This window comes from Nocardiopsis camelliae (assembly GCF_028993595.1).
Classification (GTDB): domain Bacteria; phylum Actinomycetota; class Actinomycetes; order Streptosporangiales; family Streptosporangiaceae; genus Nocardiopsis; species Nocardiopsis dassonvillei.
In genome coordinates this window covers 2367378-2391109 of record NZ_CP118614.1, presented here as the reverse complement: position 1 = coordinate 2391109, position 23732 = coordinate 2367378, and the positions used below count along the sequence as shown (strand labels likewise).

Genomic DNA, 23732 nt, shown 5'->3' with positions numbered 1-23732 from the left:
ATGCGGGGCCGGTCAGGGCCGGTCGGCGCGCGTCCCGGTCCGGGCCGCCAGGCGGATCCCCGGCCAGGCCCCCCGCTCGGCGAGCCGGGTCGTCACCTGCACGATGCCGTGCCGGACGACGGACACCGCGTCCCGCGGCTCGTAGTAGTCCGAACCGGCGCACACGGCGATGTGGCGTTCGATCACGGGGTCCACGACCCGCCGCACCATGAGGTCGGGGGCGCTGCGCAGCGCCTCGACGCTGGACAGCGGGAGCAGGGCGCAGGCCTCGCCGCTCTCGGCGATGCGCACCATCGTGCCCAGGGACTCCACGTCGGCGGCGATCGTGGGCACCGCGCCGTGCTCGGTGAAGACGCGGTCGATGAGCACGCGCAGGTTGCTGCGCGCCCCGGGGGCGACCAGCGGCACCCGGAGCATGTCGGCCAGGCTGATCTCCCCGTACGCCGCGGTGTCGGCGGCGGCCGGGCCCGCCGGGGCGGGCCCGGCGGCCCGGTCGTCTCCGGGCGGCTCCTCGTCGTCCGAGCGCCCGACCAGGTACAGCTCCTCGGAGTACAGCGGCGTCTCGGCCGGCCGGGGCGCCGCGTCGTCGCGGTACAGGACGGCCAGGTCCATCCGCCCGACCGTGAGCAGCTCCTGGATGTACCCGCTCACCGACTCGAACAGCCGCAGGTGGACGCCGGGGTAGTTCCGTTTCGTCCAGGAGAACAGCGCCGGAGCGAGGTGGACGGCGGCCGCGGTGGGCAGCCCGACCGCCACCGGACCGCGGATGGCCCGGGGCTCCTTGGCCACGTCCTCGGCGATCTGGTCGAACCGGCGGATGAGCTGCTGGGCGTCCCGGTACAGGGTCCGCCCCGCCGGTGTGGGAACCACACCGCGGGGGCCGCGCTGCACGAGCCGCACGCCCAGTTCGCTCTCCAGCTGCCTCATCCGCTGGCTGACCGCGGGCTGCGAGACGAACAGCGCCGAGGCCGCGCGGGTGAAGCTCCCGCTGTCGATGACCGCGATGAAGTCCCGCAACTGGGCGATGTCCACTGGCTGTCCCCTCGGCCTACACGGTCCGGTCCCTCCCCTCGGCGCGCCGCAGCAGTCGGCGGGCGCGTTCCACGACCGGCCGGTCGATCATCTCACCACCGCGCTGAACAGCGCCCCCGTCCCCCGCGGCGAGTACCCCGCGCGCCCATTCCAGCTCGGCGGCGTCGGGGGCGAAGGCGGTGTCCACCGGCGCGACCTGGGCGGGGTGCACGCACAGCTTGCCGCCGAACCCCCAGCGGCGGGCGCGGACGGCGTCGCGTGCCGCGGCCGCGCCGTCGCGCACGTCCGTGGTGACGCCCTCGACCGGCGGCGGCAGCGAGCACGCCGCCGACCAGCGCACCAGGTCGCTCCGCGACGGGTCGAGCGCGGCGTCGTCGGCGGTGCCCAGGTCCAGGGCCAGGTCGATCCCGCCGAACAGCAGCCGGACCGTCTCGGGGCGGCCCGCGATGCCGGAGAGCTCCACCAGCCCGCGGGCGGACTCGATCAGCGGCAGCACCGGCGCCCCGCCCGCCTCGGCCGCGGCGCGCACGTCGTCGCCGGACTCGGCCTTGGGCAGGACGACGGCGTCCGGCCCCAGCTCACGGCACAGCCGCGTGTCGGCGGCGAACTCCGCGGTGGTGCGCGCGTTGACGCGCACGGCCACGGCGGGGGCTCCGCCGGAGGGGGGACGGGCTTCGGCGACGCCCGGCCACCCGGCCCGCAGCGCTTCGCGCGCGGCCTCCTTGCCGTCGGCCGGGACGGCGTCCTCCAGGTCGATGATGACGGCGTCGGCGCCGCTGAGCACCGCCTTGGCGAACCGGTCGGGGCGGGACGCGGGCACGAACAGCCAGGTGACGGCCGAGGCGAGCGCGTCCGCGCGCGCGGCGGCGTTGGTCCGCGACGCCATCAGACCACCCCGCCCGACCGCAGCTCGCCGGTCTCCTCGGCCGTCATCCCCAGCTCTCCGAGGATGGCGTCGGTGTGCTCGCCCAGGCCGGGGACCGGGTCCATGCGGGGGGCCGGGTCGCGCGGGCCGGGCGGCGCCAGCGCCGGGACCCGCCCCGTAGGCGTGTCCACCTCGTGCCAACGCCCGCGCGCGGCGAGCTGCGGGTGGTTCCACACGTCGGCGAGGCTGTTCACCCGGGCGTAGGCGACCGGGACGGCGGCGAGCAGGGAGGTGGCCTCGTCGCCGTCCAGTTCGGCGAAGCGCCGGGCGATGACGGCCCTGAGCGTGTCGCGGTTGGCGCTGCGGGCGGCGTTGGTCGCGTAGTCGGCGTCCTCGGCGAGCGCGGGGCGCTCCAGGAAGCGCTCGCAGAACGCGCGCCATTCGCGCTCGTTCTGGATCGCCATCAGGACCACCTGCTCATCGCGCGCGACGAAGGGGCCGTAGGGGTAGATCGTGGCGTGCGCCGCGCCGGCGCGCGCCGGCGGCTCCTGGCCGTCGTAGGTGTAGTAGAGCGGGAAGCCCATCCACTCGGCGGTGGCCTCCAGCATCGACACGTCCAGGTGGGCGCCCTTCCCGGTGCGTGCGCGTTCGAGCAGCGCGCCCAGGATCGAGCTGTAGGCGTACATGCCCGCGGCGATGTCGGAGACCGAGATGCCGACCTTGGCCATCTCCTCTCCGCTGCCCGTCACCGACAGCAGCCCCGACTCGCTCTGCACCAGCAGGTCGTAGGCCTTCATCGTCTCGTAGGGGCCGGGGGAACCGTAGCCGGAGATGTCGCAGACGATGAGCCCGGGGTGGCGCGCGTGCAGCTCGGCGGCGCCCAGCCCGGCGCGGGCCGCGGCCCCCGGCGCCAGGTTCTGGATGAAGACGTCGGCGCGTGCCAGCAGCCGGCGCAGCACCTCGTTGCCGCGCGGGTCCTTGATGTCCAGCGTCAGGGACTCCTTGTTGCGGTTGACCCACACGAAGTGCGAGCTCATGCCGTTGACGCGGGAGTCGTAGCCGCGGGCGAAGTCGCCCGTGCCGGGGCGCTCGACCTTGATGACGCGGGCTCCCATGTCGGCCAGGTGGCGGCTGGCGTAGGGAGCGGCGATGGCCTGCTCCAGGGAAACGACGGTGACACCGCGAAGCGGCTGCATGGTTTCTTCTCTCCTGCGTGTGTGTGAAGGTCGGGCGCGCCACGCGTGCGGGGGGGTGCCGGGAGCCGCGTCCCCGCGGGCCGCCGCGTGCGCGGCGGCCCACGGGGACGGTGGCCGCGGCTCGCGGCGGTCGTCCCCGCTAGACGACGAAGCTGATGCCCACGACGATGACCAGCGAGACCACCGAGGCCAGTGAGGTCACGAAGGTCAGCGCCTTGAGCGTGCCCCGGGTGGTCACGCCGAGCAGCGACTGGAACATCCAGAAGAAGTTGCTGTTCACGTGGAGCGCGAACAGGGCGCCCGCGCCGATGGACAGCCCCAGGACCGCGGGCGGCAGGTCCAGGCTGCCCATGATCGGGGCGAGGATGCCCGCGGCCGCGATGGCGGCGACGGAGATCGAGCCGATGGCCACGTGCAGCACGGCCGCCACCAGCCAGGCCAGCAGCACCGCCACGAGCGTCGGCGTGCCCGCGTCGGCCGAGAACAGGCCGCCCAGGACCCCTTCGAGGGCCGTCTCGCCGATCACCGCGCCCAGCGAACCGCCGACACCGGTGACCAGCAGGATCTGCCCGGTGGTGTTGAGTCCCTCGCCCAGCGCGTCGTTGGTGCGCGCGTTGCCCAGCACTCCCCGCGACAGCACGTAGGCGCCGAGCAGGCCCACGAAGAGCGCCAGCACCGGGTCGCCGAAGAAGGCGATCACGGGAGACGTCACGCCCGCGGCCTCGGCGATCGCCCCGGCGGCGATCATGACCAGCGGGATGAGGATGGGCAGCAGGGAGACGTAGAGCGGCGGGGTCCGCGGCGCCGTCTCGGGGACCTTCGCCGTGCCGTCGCCGCCACCGCCGTCACCGGCTCCACCAGCGCCGCCGCTGCCGCCGCCGGGCGCGGCGCCCGCGGGCTGCACGGCACCGGCGGGCTCGCGCTCGCCGACCGCCGCCGGGGCGGTCTCGTCCTTGTCGGGGTTCCAGAACCCGACCTTCAGCAGGAGCCCGTAGAGGAACACGGTGAGCACCGCCGTGGCCAGTCCGACCCCGAAGCCGTAGAGCAGCATCGTGCCGAGCGGGACGCCCAGCAGACCGGCGATCGACACGGTTCCCAGACCGGGGATCACGAACACGTAGCCGACGAGGATGCCGGTGCTGAGGGCGCCGCCCATCATGCCGACGCCGTTGCGGCCCAGGCTGGGCGCGGCGGAGCGGGCCAGCGGGGCGGCGAGCACGAGCTGCACGTCCACGTAGATGGACGGGAAGATCGTGCTCAGCACGGAGGCGAGCGCGTAGGGGAGCCGCCTGGGACCGAGCAGTCTCAGCAGCAGCTCCACCAGTTTCTGCAGGGCGCCCATGCGGAACAGCAGCGACCCCAGGAGGACGCCGAATCCGATGAGCAGCCCGACTTCGGTCATGATGTCGCCGAAGCCCTGGGCGATGGTCGAGATGGTCTTCTCGAACCCCAGCCCGGCCGCGAGTCCCAGGTAGATCGACCCGATCACGAGTGCGATCACCGGCTCGACGCGGGCGGCCAGGATCAGCAGCACCACGCCGATAATCGCTATCGCCGTGTGCGCCACGACCAAGGTGTCAGTCATCTGGCTCTTTTCCGTTCATACCTGATGGGGGGCGGTGTCAGGCTCTGGGCCACTGAGGCGGACCGCGACCGGTCCGGTCTCTCCACCGCCTGAGGCCGCGCGAAAGCGCGGCCGCCTTGGCGGAAACGCTCGCACATCCGTGCTGGAAAGATGTGACCGGGTCCACCCTGACGTGCGCCGGGGCCGTATCGCGGGCGCGTCGTCCCGCGGAGGGCCGCGAACGGCACTGCGCCGCGCGGCGGCGGGTGGACGCGTCGCCCTGTGGTCCGCGCCACAGACCTGACCATGCAACACGAAGTCGGGGCCGCCTGGTAGGGGCCCGTCCCCATGGGGCTCATAAGCAGGGCTTATACCGGCGCAGCGGCCCGGGACGGCGGGGTGTGAACCCACCACCCCTTGGCCCCCGACCAAGGGGCACAGCCACGAAACACCCTTGGCAGGGGCCGTCGCACACGGAATCCGTGTCGCGCCCCGGCTGACGCTGTCAGGATGCGCCCTCGACGCCGTGTTCGAGCAGGTCGAACACGGCGTCGAGGGCGGCGCGGGGGTCGGGTTCGTCGCTGAGGAACTGCGGGATCTCAAGGACGTAGCGGGCGACGGCGCGGGCGGTGAGATCGCCGGGGTCGCGGCCGAGCCCGGCGGCGATGGCCTCGGCCAGGGGTTCCTCGCAGCGAATCCACAGTTTGCGTGAGTAGTCGCGCAGGGCCGGGGTGTTGACGATCAGTTCGGTGAGCCTGCGGGCCTCCGGGGTGGGGTCGGCCACGAACGGCCCGCGCCCGGCCATGAAGTCCCGCAGCGCCGCCATCACCGACACTCCGGCGGGGCGTTCACGCACCGCGGACAGCAGGCTTTCCCGACGTTCGACGCCATCGTCGAACATCAGCGCCTCCTTGCCGTCGGGGACGTGTTTGAACACCGTCGGGCCCGAGATGTCCACCGCGTCGGCGATCTGTTTGACGCTGACCTGGTCGTAGCCCTTCTCCAGGAACAGCCGCTGCGCGGCCTCGGCCAGCGCCCGGCGAACCTGGGCCTTCTTGCGTTCCCGACGTCCGGGCGGCTCAACAGACATGCCACCACCCTAGCACATGACTTAACTCACTTAATATATTAACTCAGTTGTTTTTTTAATCAGGTTGTGTTTTCCTGGGCGGGTCAGAGCTGGACTCACCGCAGCGAGGGGATGATCGAGATGAGCGGCAACGAAACGGCACCGGTACTGATCGTCGGCGGCAGCCTGGTCGGGCTGTCCGCCGCGGTGTTCCTGGCCTGGCAGGGCGTTCCGGTCGTGGTGGTCGACAGGCACCGCGGCAGCTCCCCGCATCCGCGGGCGATCGGTTTCACCACCCGTACGGTGGAACACTTCCGGCAGGTCGGGGTCGAGGTGCCGCCGTCGCTCCAGGGCATGAAGCCGCCGCGGCGGGCCCGGGTGGAGAGCCTGACCGGGACCTGGTTCGAGGAGTACCCGTGGACGCCCGGTGGCAGGGGCGCCTACGGCGCGGAGGACTCCCCGGTGCACGCGATCGCGGTCACCCAGGACCGGCTCGAACCCCTCCTGCGTGACCGAGCGGTCGAACTGGGCGCTGACCTGCGACTGGGCACCGAACTGCTCGGCTTCGTCCAGGACGCCGACGGCGTGACAGCCACCCTGCGCCGCCGCGACGACAGCCACGAATACCGCCTGCGCGCCCAGTACGTGGTGGCCGCGGACGGCGCGACCAGTGCGGTGCGTGAGGCGTTGGGCATCGGCCGCCACGGGGCGGGTCCGCTGTCGGTGCAGCGCAGCATCCTGTTCCGCGCCCCCTTGGACGAGTACCTCCAGCACGGTGTGGTCCAGTTCGAGATCGAGCAGCCCGACCTGAAGGCGTTCCTGACCACCTATTCCGACGGGCGCTGGGTGCTGATGCTCAGCGACGACACCGAGCGTGCCGCCGACGAGCAGATCCAGGTGGTGCGGCAGGCGATCGGCCGCACCGACATCCCCATCGAGTTGGTGACCACCGGCCGCTGGGACCTGGCGGGGCTCATCGCTGACCGCTTCTCCGACGGCCGGGTGTTCCTCGCCGGGGACGCCGCCCACCAACTGCCGCCCAACCGCGGCGGTTTCGGCGCCAACACCGGTATCGACGACGTGCACAACCTGGCCTGGAAACTGGCCGCCGTGCTGACCGGGAGATCCGCGCCCCGACTGCTGGACACCTACGACGCCGAACGCCGGCCTGTCGCGGACCTGCGCCACGACCAGCTCTTCGCCCGCGCCGACTACAAGGCCCACCTGGCGGCCCCCAGGACAGACGTGCCGGTGCTCGACGACGCGTCCATCGAACTCGGCCAGCTCTACCGCTCGGCCGCGGTCCTGGGAGCGGACGCCGACCTGCCGCCCGCGCGGCGACCCGACCAATGGGCCGGTCAGCCGGGCACCCGGGCCCCGCACCTGTGGGTCGCCGTCGACGGCGGGGAGAGCTCGACGCTGGATCTGTTCCGGCGCGACTGGGTGCTGCTGTCCGAAGACGACCGCTGGGCCGCCGCTGCGGCCCGCGCCGCCGAGCAGCTGGACATCCCAGTCACGTTCGTGCACATCGGCACCGACGCGGAACCGGTGGAGCCCGACGCCTTCCGCACCGCCTACGGCCTTGAATCCCACGGGGCCGCCCTGGTCCGCCCCGACGGCTACATCGCCTGGCGCACCATCACCGCCCCGTCCGATCCCGCCCAAGCACTCAACGCCGCGTTGAACGCCACCGCTGTGCCCACCCACGCCGTCGAGGCAACAGCAGGCGAGGCCTGGTCATAACCGCCACCACACTCGGACAACGCCTCCGCCGCCTCGAAGACCTCGAAGCGGTCCGTGACCTCTTTGCTCGTGGACGAGCGGGCTGAGCTGGCTGACCCGCGCTTTTCAGCGTCGGAGACGTCCACTACTCGGGGGGACGTCCGACCTCGTGTGCCCACCCGCCCCCGGTTCAACCCACCTGGGAAGCAGCGAGGGGCCCACCGAATGGTGGACCCCTCGCTGACCTGCTATTCCTCTGTCGGGACGGCGGGATTTGAACCCACGACCCCTTGACCCCCAGTCAAGTGCGCTGCCAAACTGCGCTACGTCCCGTCCGTTGCGCGAACGCCGTTCCCAGCGCCGCCAACAGGTGAAACTGTATCGCATCCGGCAGGGCTCTCGAACCGGATATCCGGCCGCGGGCACCAGGCGCGGGGGGCTCTCTCAGGGCACCAGCCCCTCGACGAGGGCCTCCTCGTCCTCACCCGTGTGCACGACGACCGCTCCCGGGACCGCGAGCATGTCGACCAGCATCTGTCCCTCGGGGGCGATCCACCGCGCCGTGTCCCAGGACACCGACTCGCCGAAGGGCGCCACCGCCACCTCGGTCCGTCGGTCGTCCGCCGCGAGGGGGGTACGCGTGCGCGGGACGAGCACCACGTCCTCCAGCGCGACCACGTTCGCCATGCTCGCGTACCCGCCCAGGAGGCTCTCCGTGTCCGCCGTCGCGGTGATCCCGCCCGAGGCGTCGACGCGGTGGAACAACGAACCGTCGTGCAGACTCTCACGGAGCACACCGCCTGCGGTGTCGACCTGTACCACGCTCTCCTGCTCGTAGCCCCCGTCCCTGCCCCAGTCCTCGTCCGCCACGAGTTCGGGGAGGAGGTCGAGCCGCTCCCCGGTGGCGACGTCGAGCACGCGCAGGGCCGGATCGGCGTCGTACTGCTCCAGCGCGATCACCGGGGTGCCGTCTCCGGCGGGCACGGGGCCTCCGACCGGTTCGGGTGCCGTCTCTTCCGGAGCGGTGATCCACTCGTGGCGCCAGGCCTCCTCCCCGGTGGTGAGGTCCACCGCCGTGACCGCGACCTCCACCCGGTTCCCGCCCGAGAAGAGGTCGAAGAAGGTCGAGTAGTCCGAGTGGTCCCCGAACCTGCTCTGCCTCTCGGGGGCGCACCCGTGCAGGGTCACCAGCAGGTCGCCGTACCGCAGGGGGTCCTCGTGGCGGCAGGCCAGGCCGTCGTCGGCCTCCACCAGCGTGCGCGACCACAGTTCCCCGTCGCCGTCCAGCGATCTCGCGGTCAGTGTGAGCGAACCGCCGGGTCCGGTCCGGACGAGTCCGATCCGGGCCTCGGGGGTCATCGCGACGAGGTTTCCCCACCCGTCCGACTGGAGCGCGGTGTGCTCACCGGTGACCTCACCGGTCGCAATGTCGAGCACCGCAGTGGTCCACTCCACCGGTTCGCCGTCCGCCTCGGGTTCGGCCCCTTCCGGCAAGGTGCCGCGGACGTAGCGCACGTACACGTGCGCGTCGTCGGCCCACACGCTCCGGCTCCGGTCGCGCGGGCGCCGGAAGGACCACCGCTCCTCGCCGGTCTCCCCGTCCAGGGAGACCGCGCCGTCGCCGAGCAGGACCAGGGGCCCGTGGGTGCCCGCGCGGACCTCCTCGATCCGCGTCCCCATCGGGGGCGCCCAGCTCCACCCCACCCGGCTGACCGTCTCCGGCACCGGCGGCGGGTCGCCGCCCTCCACCGCGGTGGTGTGCGGTTCCCGGGGGAAGGCCGTCACACCCACCAGCGCGCTGACCAGCACGACGGCGAGGACGCCCGCCGCGGCGGAGGGCAGCGAGCGCCGCAGGGGCGCCAGCCTCTGCGGCTGCACGGACGCCAGCATGGACAGGCACCCCAGTACGACCGCGCAGACGACGAGCCACATGGCGGCCGCCGCGGGCGAGGGATCGTAGTGCCAGGCCGTCTCCGCGGTCGCCTCGAAGGAGTCGCGCGGGAAGCCCGCGACGGCCGGGTACACGCCGCCGAGGGCGGCCAGGGCGAGCCAGACCACGTACGCCCGGCCCTCGGGCTCGTCGTCGAGGCGGCGGGAACGCGTCAGGTTCCAGCGGATCCCGTAGAACAGGGCCATTCCCGCGACGGCCACTCCGGGAACCCACCAGCCGCCGGTCTCCTCCAGCAGGCCGTCCTCGTACCTTCCCCAGTTCCGGACCACCGTGGCGGCCGCCAGGAGCAGGGCGCCCATGAGCATCCCCGACCCGGCCCACGCCAGGGCGTTCCCCACGCGTCGGCGCCGCTCCGGCGCCCCTGCCCCGTCCACTGCTCTCCCCGGCTCCGGGGCCGCGCGCCGGAGCCGGCGGCGCCGTGTCCGCGCGGCCGCACCGTCGGTCATGTCCGCGGACAACCTAGCAGCGGACGGAATCCGGACGGCAGGGGCGTCCGGTCCCGCACGCGTACCCGCCCGGTTGCAGACATCCGTCCAGAATCCGTGCACGCAGACGGAAACCATGCACACATTTGGAATCCGCGCACAAAGACGGAATCCGTGCACGCGACCGGACTCCAGGCACGTGTCGGGGGCAGCCGGTCCGCGTCACTGGCCGCTGGGCCAGGTCTCCTCCTCGCCCGAGTCCTCCTCGACCTCGTGCAGGGGCGTGAGCGCGCGGGTGCGGTCGACGAACACGAAGGCGTCGTAGCGCTCCCCCAGCACGGTCGGGACGTAGTTGCGCAGCCCGTCGCGTCCGGGGTGGTAGATGACGCCGACGGCGCGGTGCGGCAGGACCTCGCCCGCGAACGGGTCGTCCGCACCGTCGCCGGTCAGGAGCAGCAGGCCCGTCTCCCCCTCGAACGACTGGTGCAGCAGCGCCTCCACGCTCCCGTGGCGCGCCGCGGGTACCGGCATCGGCTCGGGGGTCTCCCCCCACGCCCGGGCGGCCATGACCCGGCCCTCGTAGGTGCCGAAGCCGACGAGGACCACGCCCTCGTCACCGTGGCGCTCGCGCACCAGCTGCCCCACGTTGACCATGCCCGCGGCGGCCATGTCGGTGGCGCGCGCGTCGCCGACATGGGTGTTGTGCTCCCACACGACGGCTCTGGCACCGGACCCGTGGTAGTCCATGAGCCGGTCGAGCGTGTCGGCCATGTGGTGGTCGCGGACGTTCCACGACTCGGGGCCGCCGCGCACCAGCGCCCGGTAGTACTGCTCGGCGTCCGCGAGCACCTCGGCGTTCTGGCGCGCGGCGAACTCGGCCAGGTCCTCGGCGGAGGAGGCCTGCCCCGCGCGCTCGCGCAGTTCGGCCAGCAGTCGCACGACCTCGACCTCGCAGTTCTCGGGCACCAGCCGCGTCGCGCGGGCGTAGGCCTGGGGGTCCTCGCCGTAGGGCTGGAAGCAGCGGTAGGCGTTCAGGGCCGGTTCCACCTGCTCGGGCATGTTCTCGCGCAGCCACCCCAGCACCGCGTACAGCGACTCCCACAGGCTGTAGACGTCCAGGCCGAAGAACCCGGCGCGCCGCTCCGGCGCGAGCCCCAGGTTGTGTCCGCGCAGCCACCGGGCGAACTCCAGCACCTCGGTGTTGGCCCACATCCACTGCGGCCACCTGCGGAAGCCCTCCAGGATCTCCTTCGGGTCCCCGGGCGCCCCCTCCGCGCCCACCACGCCGCAGTGCAGCTGCTGGAAGTCGGGCCAGTCGCCCTCCACCGCGACGAAGGAGAAGCCCGCCTCCCCGATCAGCCGCCGGGTCAGTTCCGTTCGCCAGCGGTAGAACTCGGCGGTGCCGTGCGAGGCCTCGCCCAGCAGCACGTAGCGCGCGTCGCCGATCCGCTCCATGAGCGGGTCCAGCGACCTCGGTCCGGTCAGCCGCGGGAGGGCGTCCGGGAGGGTTCCGCCGCTCATCGCTCCGCCTCGCCCAGGATGCCCGCGAACCAGCCGGAGGCGGCGTCGGCCACCTCCTCCAGCGCCCCCGGTTCCTCGAACAGGTGGGTGGCGCGGGGGACGACGTGGATTTGGCACGGGGCGCTGAGCCGGTCGGCCGCGTCCTCGTTGAGCCGCAGGACCTCGGTGTCCGCGCCGCCGACGATGAGCAGCGTGGGGGCGCGCACGACCTGGAGCGCCTCGGTGCCCGCGAGGTCGGGGCGGCCGCCGCGCGAGACGACCGCGGCGACCAGGTCCGGGCGTTCGGCGGCGGTCCTCAGCGCGGCGGCGGCGCCGGTGCTGGCGCCGAACAGTCCGATGGGTGTGCCCGCGGTGTCCTCGTGTGCGGCCAGCCAGTCCACGGTTCCGGTGAGCCGCCGGGTGAGCAGGTCGATGTCGAAGCGCTGCCGCCCGGTCGCGCTGTCGGCGCGCTCCTCCTCCGGGGTGAGCAGGTCCAGCAGGAGGGTGGCGACCCCGACCCGGCTGAGCTCCTCGGCCACGGCCCGGTTGCGCGGGCTGTGGCGTGAGCTTCCGCTGCCGTGCGCGAAGGCCACGACCGCGGTCGCCCCGGGGAACACGGCCAGCCGCCCGTCGAGCAGCGCGTCCGGCGTGCGTACCGTCACGTCGACAGCGGTCATGGTCCTCTCCCTTCGTGGGGGCCGGGCTCCCGTGCGGTGCGCCGACCCGGTGTCGTCCGCCGCGTGCACGGCGGCCGGTGGCTGTCAGGGGCGGCCGGGAGGGCCGCCGCCGGGACCGCCGGGGCCCGCGGAGTCGCCGGTGCCGGGGCGGCGGGAACCGCCGGAGTCGCCGGGCCCCCTGGGAGACCTCGCCAGCAGGCCGCGCACCTCGTCATCGGTGACCTGCGCGAACCTCTCGTACCAGAGGCTGACCGCGCCGAAGTCCGGCGGCGTCTCCAGGCAGACGATCCGGTCGCAGACGTCGGAGAGCGCGCGGACGGCTTCGGGCGCGCCCACGGGGACGGCCAGCGTCAGGGACGCGGGGCGCCGGGCGAGCACCGAGGTCAGCGCCGCCCGGGCGCTCAGTCCGGTGGCCAGGCCGTCGTCGACCACCACGACGTCGTATCCGGCGGTCTCGGGTTCGGGGTCCTCCCCGCGGTAGGCCAGCAGCCTGCGCCGCGCCTCGGCCCGCTGTGCCCCGACCATGTCGGCCAGGCGCCCATCGGGGATGCCCAGCAGGTCCAGTGCCCTCTGGTCGAACAGCGCGGGGCCCTCGGCCGTGGTCGCGCCGATCGCCGTCTCCGGGCTCCCGGGGGCGGGGATCTTGCGCGCGACCACGATGTCCAGCGGTACGCCGAGGGCCTCGGCGACGGGCTCGGCCACGGGGACGCCGCCCCGGGGCAGGGCCAGCACGCGCGGGCGCGGTCCCGCCCGCTCCGCCACCGCGCGGGCGAGCCGCTCGCCCGCCTCTCGCCGGTCCCGAAACACGTGTGCCACCTCACCCGGTCGCGTCGTCTGGATCCCGTGGCGCGACGGCCCGCGTCCGCGCGGCTCGGCGGCGCGCGCGGGCCGTGTGGTGAGCGCTACCCCGGGGCCCTCGGCGCACACATGGACCGGGCGGGCCCTCCGGGACCGGTTCGGCGCTACCCGCCCAGGGTGCCGTCGAGGCGCTCGACCACGCAGAACTCGTTGCCCTCGGGGTCGGCCAGGACCGCCAGCAGGTGCCCGTCCTCCTCGTAGGCCGGGCGCAGCACCTGCGCGCCCAGCGCGCGTACCCGCTCGACCTCCGCGTCCAGGTCGTGGACGACCAGGTCCGGGTGCATCCGGTTCTTGCCGGAGCGGGGCTCGGGCACCTTCTGGAGGAGCAGGTCGGGCCAGCGCCCGCCCGGGTCCTTCAGGGCGAGGTAGACCGGGTGCTGGCCCTCCTCGCGCTCGAAGCCCAGCACGGCGCACCAGAAGTCGGCGGCGGCGTGGAGGTCGTTGGTGTCGAGTACCCAGACCAGGCGCACGTGGCGGTCCCCTCGGTAGGGCGGGGGGGGGGCGGCCCACGGCCACCCTACGACGCGGACCCGCGACTCCGGGAGACCCCGCGGCGCCGGTCGGCACCCTGGTTCCGCCTTCGATTTTTTGTGACGATCAGTCCATAAAGTGGTACCGTCTGGAGCATGGGAAGACCACGCCAGTTCGACGAGGAGCACGTGATCCGGGCCGCCTACGAGGAGTTCCGGTCCAAGGGCTTCGACGGGACCTCCACGGCCGACCTGTGCCAGGCGACCGGACTGACCCGCAGCAGCCTCTACAACACCTTCCACTCCAAGGAGCACCTGTTCCGCCGGGCGCTCTCCCACTACGTCACCACCATGACCGCGCGTCAGGGAACCGTGCTGGACTCCGCGCAGGGCAGCGGGCTGGACCGGATCGGGGCGCTGCTCGCCGTGATCGTGGCCGACGAGGCGGCCAACCGGGAGAGCGGCCGCGGAGCGGGCTGCTTCACCGTCAACACCATCACCACGATCGCCTCGCGCAACCCGGAAGTCGCCCAGGTGGTGGAAGCCGACCTGCACAAACGCCTGTCCTCACTGCGTCTGACCGTCATGGACGGCCAGCTCGACGGCTCGGTCGCCGCCGACCGCGACCCCGGTGACCTGGCCTGGTACGTGGCCTCGCTCATCTCCGGAATGAGGGTCGCGGCCCAGTCGGGCGCCGGGAGGGCGGTGCTGGAGGGCATCGCCTCCACCGGGATCGAGGCGCTCCGCCCCTGACCCGCGCTCCCCCACCCTTCCCGCCCTTCCCTCCACCCGCACCCCCGCCCCCGTCTCCCGATCCACCTCCGACCTGACGGCCCCCGGCCCCGTGTGCCCGCGCGACCCCCGCGCCCCGGCACCGGTGCTGCCGCGCGTTCGCCGTACACCTCTTCACACGCCGCTCCGCGCGCTCTTATTTTGGTCTGATCGATCCAAAAATTGGAAGGGAAACCCATGCCCGCATCCGTCTACCTCATGGCGCTCGGCATCTTCGCCATGGTCACCAGCGAACTGCTCGTCGGTGGACTCATGCCGCAGATGTCGGAGGACCTGGGGGCCACCATCCCGCAGATCGGCTACCTCATCACCGCGTTCGCACTGGCGATGGCACTCGGCGGTCCGCTGGCGACCCTGTCGGTCCTCCGTCTGCGCACGAACCACGCCCTGATGGTGCTCTTCGCCGTCTTTTTCGTCGGCAACGCGCTGGCCGCCCTGTCCACCTCCTACTGGCCCATGCTCGTGGCCCGCGTGGTCACCGGAGCGGCCGCCGGAGCCTTCTTCGGCGTCGCCCTGTCGGCGGTCGCGCAGGTCACCGCGCCGCACCTGCGCGGGCGCGCCACCGGTGCGGCCCTCCAAGGCCTCATGGTGGGCACCCTGCTCGGACTGCCGCTGTCCACGCTCATCGGCGGCCAGTTCGGCTGGCGCGCCGCCTTCGCCGCCGTCGGCGCGCTGACCGTGGTCGTGGCCGCGGCCACCGCGCTCGCCCTGCCACGCCTGGAGAGGGCCGAGGAGGCCGGGGCCCTGCGCTCCGAACTGGAGGTGTTCCGCCGCCCGCGCCTGTGGACCGTCATGGCCACCTCCACGCTCATCATCGGCGCCACCTTCGCGGCGTTCTCCTACTTCACACCGATCCTCACCGAGGTCACCGGGTTCTCCCGCGACATCGTGCCGCTGCTGCTCCTGGGCTACGGCGGGGCCACGGTCATCGGCAACATCGTGGTCGGCCGCCTGGCCATGTCCCACACCGTGACCGTCATCGTGGCCGGTCTGGCGCTCAACACGGTCTTCCTGGGCGTCTTCGCGCTCTTCGCGGACCTGCCGGTCCCCGCCCTGCTGGCGATGGCGGGCATCGGCCTGGTGGGCATCACGTTGAACCCCGCGATGATCACCCGCGTCCAGCGCGCCGGGAACGCGCGCGCCCTGGTCAACACCGTCCACTCCTCGTTCATCACCATGGGCGTGGTCGTCGGCTCCTGGATCGGCGGCATGGGCATCGGCGCCTTCGGCCTGCGCGCACCGCTGTGGGTCGGCGTCGGCCTGGCCCTGCTCGCGCTGCTGGCCATGGTGCCCGCGGCCCTGACCGCGCGCAGGGTGGGCCACGAGGCCACCGACCTGTACGTCCCGCCCGCACCGGGTCCGGCGAAGGGAGACCGGATCACGCACCCCGCGGACGCCTGATCCCCGCCGGGCGCCCCGCACGGGCGGACCAGCCCGCTCCCCGGAGATCGCCCCTCCGGGGAGCGGGAAACACACACCCCCTTCCATGCCTTGACAGTTATATAACCAACTAGACATACTCAACACATGCCCGATCTGTTCGCCGTACTGGCCGAACCCAGCAGGCGCCGCATCCTGGACGCGCTGCGCCGCAGCGAGGGCCTGCTCGTCAAGGACCTGGTCGCCGGGCTGGACATGAGCCAGCCCAACGTCTCCAAGCACCTGCGCGTGCTCCGCACCGCCGGACTGGTCTCCGAGACCGCCGAGCGGCAGGGGCGGCGCTACCGCCTGCGGGCCGAGGCGCTGCGCGACCTGGACGACTGGCTGCGCCCCTACCGGGCGTTCTGGACGGACCGGTTGGACGAACTGGGCGAGTACCTGGACTCCACGCACCCACAGGAGGGGCAGCAGCCATGAGCACCGAGGTCCGCGTCGAGGCGAGCACGTCCGGCGCTCCCGTACTGCGCTTCACCCGCCGCTACCCGCACCCGCTGCCGACGGTCTGGGCCGCGCTGACCACCGACGAGGCGCTCAGCCGGTGGTTCCCCTGCCGGGTGGCGATCGACGCGCGCGAGGGCGGCGCGCTCACGCTCACCTTCCCCGGAGAGGAACCGGAGACCGCGCCGATCACCGAGTTCGCGCCGCCGCACGTCCTGGCCTTCCACTGGGACGGCGAGGACCTGCGCTGGACCCTGGAGGAGGACGGCGACGGGTGCGTGCTGCGCCTGTCCAACACCGTCGCCGACCCGGCCTGGACGGCCAACACCGCGGCCGGGTGGGACGTGTGCCTGCGCACGCTCGCCGCCGTGCTGGACGGACGCGCCGAACCGGCGCAGGCCGGTCCCGACGAGGCGCTCATCGCGCACTACCGCCAGACCCTGGCCGCCGACTGACGCACCGGCCGCGCGGGGACGCCGGCCCCCGCGCGCTCCGGGGCCGGGTGCCCCGCGCCGCGCGGGCGGCGTTTCCGGTCACCGCGTCGGGGAGGGCGACCTCAGGACGAGCGCGTGAGGAGGACGGGGCGGGGGCTGGCCGCGAGGATCCGCGAGCTGACGCTGCCCAGGACGAGCTTGGGAATCCCCACCCGGGCGCGGCTGGCGAGCACCGCCAGGGCGCCGGGGCGGCGGTGGAGCAGCCCGGTGATGTCGCCCGCGGGGTCGGCGCCGGTCAGCACGGTCGTGCGCACCGCCAGGCCGTCCGCCTCCAGCCTCCGCGCGGCCCCCGACAGCCGCGCCCCGGCCACGGCCGCCCCGCCGGGCGAGGCCACGTGCACCAGTTCCACCTCCAGTCCGAGCTGGCGGGCCCACCCCCGCCCCAGGGCGAGCGTGTCGGCGTCGCGGGAACCGCCGTCCAGGCACACGAGGGCACGGCCACCGGCCCCGCCTCCCCCGTCACACAGGTACCCGGGACCTATCATGAGCACCGGGGCGGCCGCCTGGCGCAGCACGTGTCCGGTGACGCTGCCCGCCACCAGGCGTGAGAACCGGTCCCGGTCGTGGGTGGCCATGCACACGACCGTTCCGGTCTGCTCGGCGACCGCGTCGACGATCACGTCCCCCGGCCAGCCGGAGCCGACCATGGAGACCTCGACGCGGTCGTAGTCCAGGCCCGCCGCGACGGCGTCGACGTCCTCGACCCAGGCGCGGTTCACGCGGTCGCGCACGGTCAGCAGTTCCAGGGGGACCCGCAGGACGCGGGCGGCGCGCAGCGCCGGGCCCAGGGCGGCCGCCGCACCGGCGGTGCCGTCCAGGGGCACCAGGAACCGGGTGATGGCGCGGGCGGGGGCCCGTGCGGTGCCGTCCTCACCACCGGCGGCCATCGGCACTCCCCCCTCCACCGCGTCCTAGAGCCGACGACGGGGGACCATGACAGTACACCTGCCCGCCGACGGGTGGATCCTGGCGGCCGGACTCCTGCTGGTGGCGGCCATCCTGGCCTCGGGCTTCGCCAACCGCATCCGGCTGCCCGGCCTGCTGTTGTTCCTGGCGCTGGGCATGCTCATCGCCGACGACGGGCTCGGGCTGATCCGGCTGGACAACCCCGAGGTCGCCCAGATCGGCGGAGCCGTCGGGCTGATCCTCATCCTCTTCGAGGGCGGCCTGACGACCAAGCCCGGGGACCTGAGGCGCGCCGCCGCCCCCGGGTTCGCGCTGGCCACCGCGGCCGTGGCGGGCACGGCGCTGGTCCTGGCGGCGGGCACGTACCTGCTGCTGGACGTGCGCCCCCTGACCGCCCTGCTCATCGGCGCGGTCGTGGCCTCCACCGACGCCGCCGCAGTGTTCGCCATGCTACGGAGGGCCCCGCTGCCCCGCAAGGTCGCGTCCCTGCTGGAGGTGGAGTCCGGCGCCAACGACCCGATCGCCATCCTGCTCACCATCGGCCTCATCGCCACCTGGCAGGACACGCCGTCCCCGGCCGAGTGGGCGCTGTTCGCCCTCATGCAGCTGGTCGGGGGCCTGGTCGTGGGCGCTGCGGCGGGACTGGCCGGAAGCTGGCTGCTGACCCGCATCAACCTGGGACCGGCGGGGGTCTACCCGGTGCTGGCGCTGGGCGTGGCCGGGGTCTCCTACGGCGCAGCGGCGCTGGCGGGCGCCTCCGGCTTCCTGGCGGTCTACGTCACGGGGCTGGTCGTGGGCGCCCGCGCACCCCTGCACCGGCGGGGCATCCGGACCTTCCACGAGGGGCTGTCCAACACCGCCGAGGTGGGGCTGTTCCTGCTGCTGGGGATGCTGGTCTTCCCCTCCGACCTGCCGGGGGTGGCGCTCTCGGGGCTGGCCGTCAGCGCGGTCCTGGTGCTGGTGGCCCGACCGGCGACGGTGGCGCTGTGCCTGGTGTGGTTCGACTACACGTGGCGGGAGATCGCCTTCGTCAGCTGGGTGGGGCTGCGCGGTGCCGTGCCGATCGTGCTGGCCACGTTCCCGTTCGTGGCCGGGTACCCCGACGGCGCCCTGATCTTCAACATCGTCTTCTTCGTCGTGCTGGTCTCCGCGGCGGTGCAGGGCACCAGCATCCGCACCGCCGCGGGCCTGCTGGGGCTGACCCGGGGCGGGCACTCGCTCGAACCCGTGGTGGCGGACGTGCCCATCAGCGACCTGGGCACCGAGCTGATCGAGGTGCGCGCGGCGCCGGGGCTGTACATCGTGGGCAGGCTGCTCGGGGAGCTGGAACCGCCGCACGGCCTGGTCACCACGATCGTGCGGGGCAAGCGGGTGCTGGTGCCCTCGGCACACACCCGGGTCCGTGAGAACGACCTGCTCATCGTGGCCATGCCGCGCCGCCCCGACGCCCAGAGGCTGGTCACCGCCTGGGCCAAGGGCGAGAACACGGGCGGGGCCGGATAGCGAAGCCCTGAACCGGCCCGGGGCGGGTGCCGGGGAGCCGGGTCCGGCCGCTCCCCGGGTCAGGACGGGCCGCCCCGGGAGGCGTTCCCGGGGCCGTCGAGGTAACGGCGCAGGCGTCCGAGGATCAGCGGATTCTCCGCGCCCCGGCGACGGTCGGGAAGCCAGGGCTCCCCTCCGTCCCGGCGGTGCGCCTCCTGGAGCGGGTTCCCGACCGGTGTGGCGTCGGCCGCGTCTGCGCGCGTTCGGCGCCACACCGGGATCGCGACAGCGATTCCGGGGATGGCTGAGACCAGAACCGAGTAGAAGGGCAGCCAGTCGACGAACTGCTGCACGACCACGGCCACCGGCATCATCAGCAGAACGGCGCAGGCGGCGGGGATGATCGCCTGGAGCACCCACCTGCGGGGGACGGCCCGGCACAGCACGGCGGCCAGGAGCGGCGTAGCGATCCAGGAGGCCTGCCGCGGTGCTCCCGCCGCGTTCAGGCCGAGGATCAGCGCTACCGCCCCGGCGAGGACACCCAGGACGAACCCGAGGCCGACGGCACGGCGCCTCGTCCGCTCGCGAGGCGTCTCCTCCCGCTGCGGTCCGTCCTCCGCTGACCCCTCGGGCCGGTCCACGCTCCACTCCCCCGCTCTCCACTGGCGGCCGGTCGGCCGCAGGACCCGTCGTCGCCCGCGGGCACACGGCCGGGATTCCCGGAGGGGAGCGTGCGAAACGCCGGCCGCCCACCGCTCCCCGCGGGGGGGGAGCGGGGGGCGGCCGGCGCGGCGGCGTACCGCCTGGCGGGCTAGGGCGGAGCCGACCCTCAGGAGGCGAAGAGCGCCGCGGCGTCCACGGCGGTCTGCGCCACCCCGTAGGCCAGGGCGGCGAGCACGATCACCCACAGCAGGATCGCGGTGACGGTGGAGGCGTTGGTGGTCCGGTTGCCTGACATGTGTGGCCCTTCCTCGGTGACCGGTGAGGCGTGTGTTGGGTTCCGGAGGCGGCACCCGTGGCGGTCCCGCCCCCGGTTTCGGGCTCAGCTGCGCCCGGCGACGCGTTCCCGGTCGCGCTGGTGGACCCGCTCGGGCAGGGGCCGGACCAGCATGTTCGCGAGGAAGCCCACGGCCATGACGCCGACCATGACGTAGAGGGAGAGCCCGTAGAGCTCGGCCCCGTCGCGTCCGGCGGCCAGCTGGGCGTCGGCGATGACGTTGACGATCATCGGCCCGGCGACCCCGGCCAGCGACCAGGCGGTGAGGAGCCTGCCGTGGATGGCGCCCACGTTGAAGGTGCCGAACAGGTCCTTCAGGTAGGCGGGCACCGTGGAGAAGCCGCCGCCGTAGAAGGACAGGATGACGCCGGTCAGCGCCACGAACAGCACGATCGAGCTGGTTCCGGCGATGGCGATCAGCAGGTAGAGGAGCCCGCCCAGGCCGAGGTAGCCGATGTAGACGCGCTTGCGGCCGATCGCGTCGGAGGCCGAGGACCACACGAGCCGCCCGAGCATGTTGCACAGGGAGAGGAAGCCGACGTAGCCCGCCGCCTCGGCCGGGCCGACCCCGGTGAAGAACTCCTGCACCATGGGCGAGGCCTGCTCCAGGATTCCGATGCCCGCGGTGACGTTGCAGAAGAGCACGGTCCACAGGAGCCAGAACTGCGGGGTGCGCACGGCGGTCTCCACCGACACCCCCGCCAGGGCCGGTGGCGTGCTGGCGGAGGCGCCCTTCGGCTCCTCGGCCGCGGCACCCCCGGGCCGCCAGCCGGCCGGGGGGACGCGCACGGTGAAGGCGCCCAGCATCATGATCACGAAGTAGACCGCGCCCAGCGTGAGGAACGCGGGGGCGATGGCGTCCGCGGGGGTGTCGGCGTAGCGCCGCAGGAGTTCGGAGGACAGCGGCGAGGCGATGAGCGCGCCGCCGCCGAAGCCCATGATCGCGATGCCCGTGGCCAGGCCGGGCCGGTCGGGGAACCACTTGATGAGGGTGGAGACCGGCGAGATGTAGCCGATGCCCAGGCCGAGCCCGCCGAGGACGCCGTAGCCGAGGTAGACCAGCCAGAGCTGGCCGGTCGCCACGCCGAGCGCGGCGACCGCGAACCCGCCGGACCAGAACAGGCCGGAGACGAACATCGCCTTGCGCGGGCCGTTGCGCTCCACCCATTTGCCGCCGAACGCGGCCGACAGGCCGAGCATGACGATGGCGATGCTGAAGATGACCCCGATCGCGGTCAGCGACGTGTCGAACCGCTCGACCAACGGGTTGCGGAAGACGCTGAACGCGTACACCTGGCCGATGGACAGGTGTACCGCCAGGGCGGCGGGCGGGATGAGCCACCGGCTGTAGCCGGGTGGCGCGATGCTCCTCTCGTAGTCGAGGAACGAGGTCAGGGGACTGGTGCGCGTCATGGATCCCGCTTCGTGTTCTGCTTGTCGCGGTGGGGGCGCGGACGCCGGGGCCGCTCCTGCCGGTCCGGGATCATTCCGGGTTCGCCGGGAACCGGGCTGGGCGGGGTGTTCCACCCTTTCGGGAGCAGCATCCTCACGAAGAGTGATCGTGCGAATGTCGAACGTCTGTGCCGGAAGCGAACTTATGTGATGAGGGCTTCGTGATCAAGACCTCAGTACCCACAAACCGGTCAAATACCCCATTTCTCTCGGCTCCTCCGCGTCACCGGGACCACTGCGAGGGCCGCGGCTGAGAAGAGCGCGCTCACCGCGAAGACGAAGGGCAGGCCCGCGAGGGTGATCACCGCCGCCATGAGCACCGGCGTCAGGGTCGTACTGACCGCCTGGAGCCAGTTCTGCGCGGCCAGCGCCCGCCCCGCCCAGGAGGTCCCCGCCGTCTCGGCGACGGCGGTGAAGGTCAGGCCGTTGTGCCACATCGTCAGGACCAGGCAGGCCAGGAGCAGCGGCACGGCCGTCCACCCCCAGACCCCCGGCAGCGCCGCGAGCAGCACCAGGCAGACCCCCGAGACCGCCGCCAGCCACCGCACCGGGCGCATCCGGTCCCCGGTCCGGTCGGACCAGACGCCCAGCAGCAGCCGCCCGGCCGCCCCGGGCACCTGCGCCACCGCGACGACCGCACCCGCGGCGGGCGGGCTCCACCCCTGTTCCTGCACCAGGTAGATGACGGCGTAGGTCATCAGCGCGATCTGCGGGACGCCGAGCAGCATGCTCACCCCGTGCACCCGCCAGATGTGCCCGTGCCGGTAGGGCGATCCGGCCGCGGGGCGCACAGCGGCCTCGCTGACCTCGCTGTTCTCACCGGTCTCTCCGGCCGCGGGGCGCGCGGCGTCGTCGGCGGTGTCCGCGCACGCGGAGGCGTGGGCCGCCTCCCCCGCCGGGGGCCGCCCGGGGGCGGAGGCGGGCATCGCCAGCACGAACGGGACCGCCAGGAGCGCGAGCACCGCCGGGAGGGTCATCGCGCCGACGAACCCCCAGGCATCGGCGGCCCAGGGCAGCGCCAGGGCGGAGAGGCCCACGCCCAGGGGCAGCGCCGACTGGCGGACGCCCATGGCCAGGCCGCGTTCGCGCTCGGAGAACCAGGACAGCACCAGCCGCCCGCTCGCCGCGTTGACCGGGCCGCCGACCGCGCCCACCAGCAGCAGGACCGCGACGGCCCCCCACAGCCCCGAGACCGCCCAGAGCGAACCGAGCGCGCACGCCGTGAGCACCAGGCTCAGCGCCATCGTCGGCCGCTCCCCGAACCGGTCGATCACCAGGCCCCACACCAGGAGCGTGAGCAGCAGGCCGAGCGAGGGAAGTCCGGCCAGCATCCCGGCCTGCGCCGTGGTGACGCCGAAGGCCTCCCGGAGCTGCGGCAGCACGACGGGCACGCCGAACATCGCCGACACACTGGCCACCTGCGCCACCATGCTGACCGAGAGGACGGCCCAGCGGTTCCGTACGAGCATCCGGCCAGCCTAGGGAAGGCGCCGTCCGCGGAGTCCACCGCCCCGCACGGCGGCCTCTCCGCCCCGGCGGCGTCCTCCCCCCGCACCCGGTCGCGTCCTCGCGGCTCCGCACCGCGCACTCCCCGGCCACGGCCGCGCCATCGGGCCCGGTGCCGCTCCCCTTGGCCCGGGATCACGCCTTCCCGCCGCTGCCAGGCTGCGTCCCGCCGGTCCCCCTAACGGAATCCGGCGCCCCGCGCCCCCTCCCAGGCCCGCGCGGCCTCCTCCGGCGGTCCCGAGGCCGCGATCCGCCCGCCAGCCAGCACCAGGCAGTGGTCGGCGCCGAAGGCCTCGTCGGGGGCGTGGGTGGCGTGCACGACGGTGACCCCGTCGGCGCGGGCCCGTTCCAGGACGCGGCGCACGTACTCGCGCGCACGGTGGTCCAGCCCGGCCGAGGGCTCGTCCAGCAGGAGCAGGTCCGCCTCCTGCGCCAGGCCCTGGGCGATGAGCACCCGCTGGCGCTGACCGCCCGACAGCTCCCCCAGGCGGCGGTCGGCCAGGTCGGCGACGTCCAGGCGGTCCAGGCACTCCGCGACCACGGCGCGGTCGCGCCGGGTCAGCGGCCGCCAGAACCCCCGGTGGGCCCACCGCCCCATCGCGACGGCCTCGCGCACCGTGACCGGCAGGGCGTCGGGGACGGCGCTGCGCTGGACCACGAAGGCGGGGCGGCCCGGACGCGAGGCCCGGACCCCGCCCCGGCGGACCGCGACCGTGCCCGCCATGAGGCCGAGCAGCGTGGACTTTCCCGACCCGTTGGGCCCCACGAGCGCCGTGACCGCGCCCTCCGGGACCGCCGCGTCGACGCCCCGCAGGACGTCCTCGCGCCCGTATCCGGCGTACACGCCGTCCAGTTCCAGACGGTTCATCCCGCTCCTCACGCTCACCCCGATGTGC

The 23732-nt window shown here is 73.6% G+C and carries 22 protein-coding genes and 1 tRNA gene; 6 read left to right on the top strand and 17 right to left on the bottom strand.

Annotation, left to right across the window (positions count from 1 at the left end):
* Window positions 1-12 precede the first annotated feature (12 nt).
* From PV789_RS10575 to PV789_RS10555, 5 genes are all read right to left on the bottom strand, one after another.
* Window positions 13-1032 carry a LysR substrate-binding domain-containing protein gene (locus PV789_RS10575; protein WP_274977233.1) on the bottom strand — a complete coding sequence of 340 codons (1020 nt, stop codon included), beginning with the start codon at window positions 1030-1032 and terminating at the stop codon, window positions 13-15.
* Window positions 1033-1048: 16 nt separating this feature from the next.
* A complete protein-coding gene (locus tag PV789_RS10570; RefSeq protein ID WP_274977232.1) occupies window positions 1049-1918 on the bottom strand; it encodes an HpcH/HpaI aldolase/citrate lyase family protein in 870 nt (289 codons plus the stop codon).
* Window positions 1918-3093: a CaiB/BaiF CoA transferase family protein gene (locus PV789_RS10565; protein WP_274977231.1), complete on the bottom strand. Its 1176-nt coding sequence runs from the start codon at window positions 3091-3093 to the stop codon at window positions 1918-1920. The genes PV789_RS10570 and PV789_RS10565 overlap by 1 nt, the downstream gene beginning before the upstream one ends.
* Before the next feature lie 139 nt (window positions 3094-3232).
* A complete protein-coding gene (locus tag PV789_RS10560; RefSeq protein WP_274977230.1) occupies window positions 3233-4678 on the bottom strand; it encodes a GntP family permease in 1446 nt (481 codons plus the stop codon).
* A 484-nt stretch (window positions 4679-5162) separates the two neighbouring features.
* On the bottom strand, window positions 5163-5747 hold the full coding sequence (locus PV789_RS10555; RefSeq protein WP_274977229.1) for a TetR/AcrR family transcriptional regulator: 585 nt from the start codon (window positions 5745-5747) through the stop codon (window positions 5163-5165).
* Window positions 5748-5867: 120 nt separating this feature from the next.
* On the opposite strand from PV789_RS10555, the gene PV789_RS10550 reads away from it, so the two are divergent.
* Window positions 5868-7469, top strand: a complete 1602-nt coding sequence (locus tag PV789_RS10550) for an FAD-dependent monooxygenase (RefSeq protein ID WP_274977228.1) — start codon at window positions 5868-5870, stop codon at window positions 7467-7469.
* Between the two features lie 238 nt (window positions 7470-7707).
* On the opposite strand, the gene PV789_RS10545 is transcribed toward PV789_RS10550, so the two are convergent.
* The 6 genes from PV789_RS10545 to PV789_RS10520 all read right to left on the bottom strand — a co-directional run bounded on the left by PV789_RS10545 (window position 7708) and on the right by PV789_RS10520 (window position 13329).
* A tRNA-Pro gene (locus PV789_RS10545) sits at window positions 7708-7781 on the bottom strand.
* Between the two features lie 111 nt (window positions 7782-7892).
* Window positions 7893-9773 carry a hypothetical protein gene (locus PV789_RS10540; protein WP_274977227.1) on the bottom strand — a complete coding sequence of 627 codons (1881 nt, stop codon included), beginning with the start codon at window positions 9771-9773 and terminating at the stop codon, window positions 7893-7895.
* 273 nt (window positions 9774-10046) lie between these two features.
* On the bottom strand, window positions 10047-11345 hold the full coding sequence (locus tag PV789_RS10535) for an erythromycin esterase family protein (RefSeq protein WP_274977226.1): 1299 nt from the start codon (window positions 11343-11345) through the stop codon (window positions 10047-10049).
* Entirely contained in the window at window positions 11342-12001 is a 660-nt protein-coding gene (locus PV789_RS10530; protein WP_274977225.1) for a dienelactone hydrolase family protein, read from the bottom strand. Before PV789_RS10530 ends, PV789_RS10535 begins: the two co-directional genes overlap by 4 nt.
* A gap of 84 nt (window positions 12002-12085) precedes the next feature.
* The gene (locus PV789_RS10525) at window positions 12086-12817 is read right to left on the bottom strand and encodes a phosphoribosyltransferase (protein ID WP_274977224.1); all 732 of its coding nucleotides are present in this window, start codon (window positions 12815-12817) and stop codon (window positions 12086-12088) included.
* Window positions 12818-12963: 146 nt separating this feature from the next.
* A complete protein-coding gene (locus PV789_RS10520) occupies window positions 12964-13329 on the bottom strand; it encodes a VOC family protein (protein WP_274977223.1) in 366 nt (121 codons plus the stop codon).
* 156 nt (window positions 13330-13485) lie between these two features.
* Here PV789_RS10520 and PV789_RS10515 point away from each other — a divergent pair, with 156 nt between their 5' ends.
* The 4 genes from PV789_RS10515 to PV789_RS10500 all read left to right on the top strand — a co-directional run bounded on the left by PV789_RS10515 (window position 13486) and on the right by PV789_RS10500 (window position 16454).
* Window positions 13486-14082 carry a TetR/AcrR family transcriptional regulator gene (locus PV789_RS10515; protein WP_274977222.1) on the top strand — a complete coding sequence of 199 codons (597 nt, stop codon included), beginning with the start codon at window positions 13486-13488 and terminating at the stop codon, window positions 14080-14082.
* Window positions 14083-14298: 216 nt separating this feature from the next.
* A complete protein-coding gene (locus tag PV789_RS10510) occupies window positions 14299-15522 on the top strand; it encodes an MFS transporter (RefSeq protein WP_274977221.1) in 1224 nt (407 codons plus the stop codon).
* Between the two features lie 126 nt (window positions 15523-15648).
* A complete protein-coding gene (locus tag PV789_RS10505; RefSeq protein WP_212640584.1) occupies window positions 15649-15978 on the top strand; it encodes an ArsR/SmtB family transcription factor in 330 nt (109 codons plus the stop codon).
* Window positions 15975-16454, top strand: coding sequence for an SRPBCC family protein (locus PV789_RS10500; protein ID WP_274977220.1), 480 nt, complete (start codon window positions 15975-15977; stop codon window positions 16452-16454). Before PV789_RS10505 ends, PV789_RS10500 begins: the two co-directional genes overlap by 4 nt.
* Before the next feature lie 101 nt (window positions 16455-16555).
* Here PV789_RS10500 and PV789_RS10495 read toward each other — a convergent pair whose 3' ends face one another.
* A complete protein-coding gene (locus PV789_RS10495) occupies window positions 16556-17380 on the bottom strand; it encodes a universal stress protein (protein ID WP_274977219.1) in 825 nt (274 codons plus the stop codon).
* A gap of 46 nt (window positions 17381-17426) precedes the next feature.
* Between PV789_RS10495 and PV789_RS10490 the strand changes: the two genes are divergently transcribed.
* The gene (locus tag PV789_RS10490; protein WP_274977218.1) at window positions 17427-18902 is read left to right on the top strand and encodes a potassium/proton antiporter; all 1476 of its coding nucleotides are present in this window, start codon (window positions 17427-17429) and stop codon (window positions 18900-18902) included.
* Between the two features lie 59 nt (window positions 18903-18961).
* Here PV789_RS10490 and PV789_RS10485 read toward each other — a convergent pair whose 3' ends face one another.
* The 5 genes from PV789_RS10485 to aztA form a co-directional block, all read right to left on the bottom strand.
* Window positions 18962-19522 (bottom strand): hypothetical protein, encoded by a 561-nt coding sequence (locus tag PV789_RS10485; RefSeq protein WP_274977217.1) that lies wholly within the window; start codon window positions 19520-19522, stop codon window positions 18962-18964.
* A gap of 188 nt (window positions 19523-19710) precedes the next feature.
* On the bottom strand, window positions 19711-19839 hold the full coding sequence (locus tag PV789_RS10480) for an MFS transporter small subunit (protein WP_019610327.1): 129 nt from the start codon (window positions 19837-19839) through the stop codon (window positions 19711-19713).
* Between the two features lie 84 nt (window positions 19840-19923).
* Window positions 19924-21291, bottom strand: coding sequence for an L-lactate MFS transporter (locus PV789_RS10475; protein ID WP_274977216.1), 1368 nt, complete (start codon window positions 21289-21291; stop codon window positions 19924-19926).
* A 230-nt stretch (window positions 21292-21521) separates the two neighbouring features.
* On the bottom strand, window positions 21522-22799 hold the full coding sequence (locus PV789_RS10470; RefSeq protein WP_274977215.1) for an MFS transporter: 1278 nt from the start codon (window positions 22797-22799) through the stop codon (window positions 21522-21524).
* A gap of 215 nt (window positions 22800-23014) precedes the next feature.
* Window positions 23015-23704: a zinc ABC transporter ATP-binding protein AztA gene (aztA, locus tag PV789_RS10465; RefSeq protein ID WP_274977214.1), complete on the bottom strand. Its 690-nt coding sequence runs from the start codon at window positions 23702-23704 to the stop codon at window positions 23015-23017.
* Between the last annotated feature and the right edge of the window lie 28 nt (window positions 23705-23732).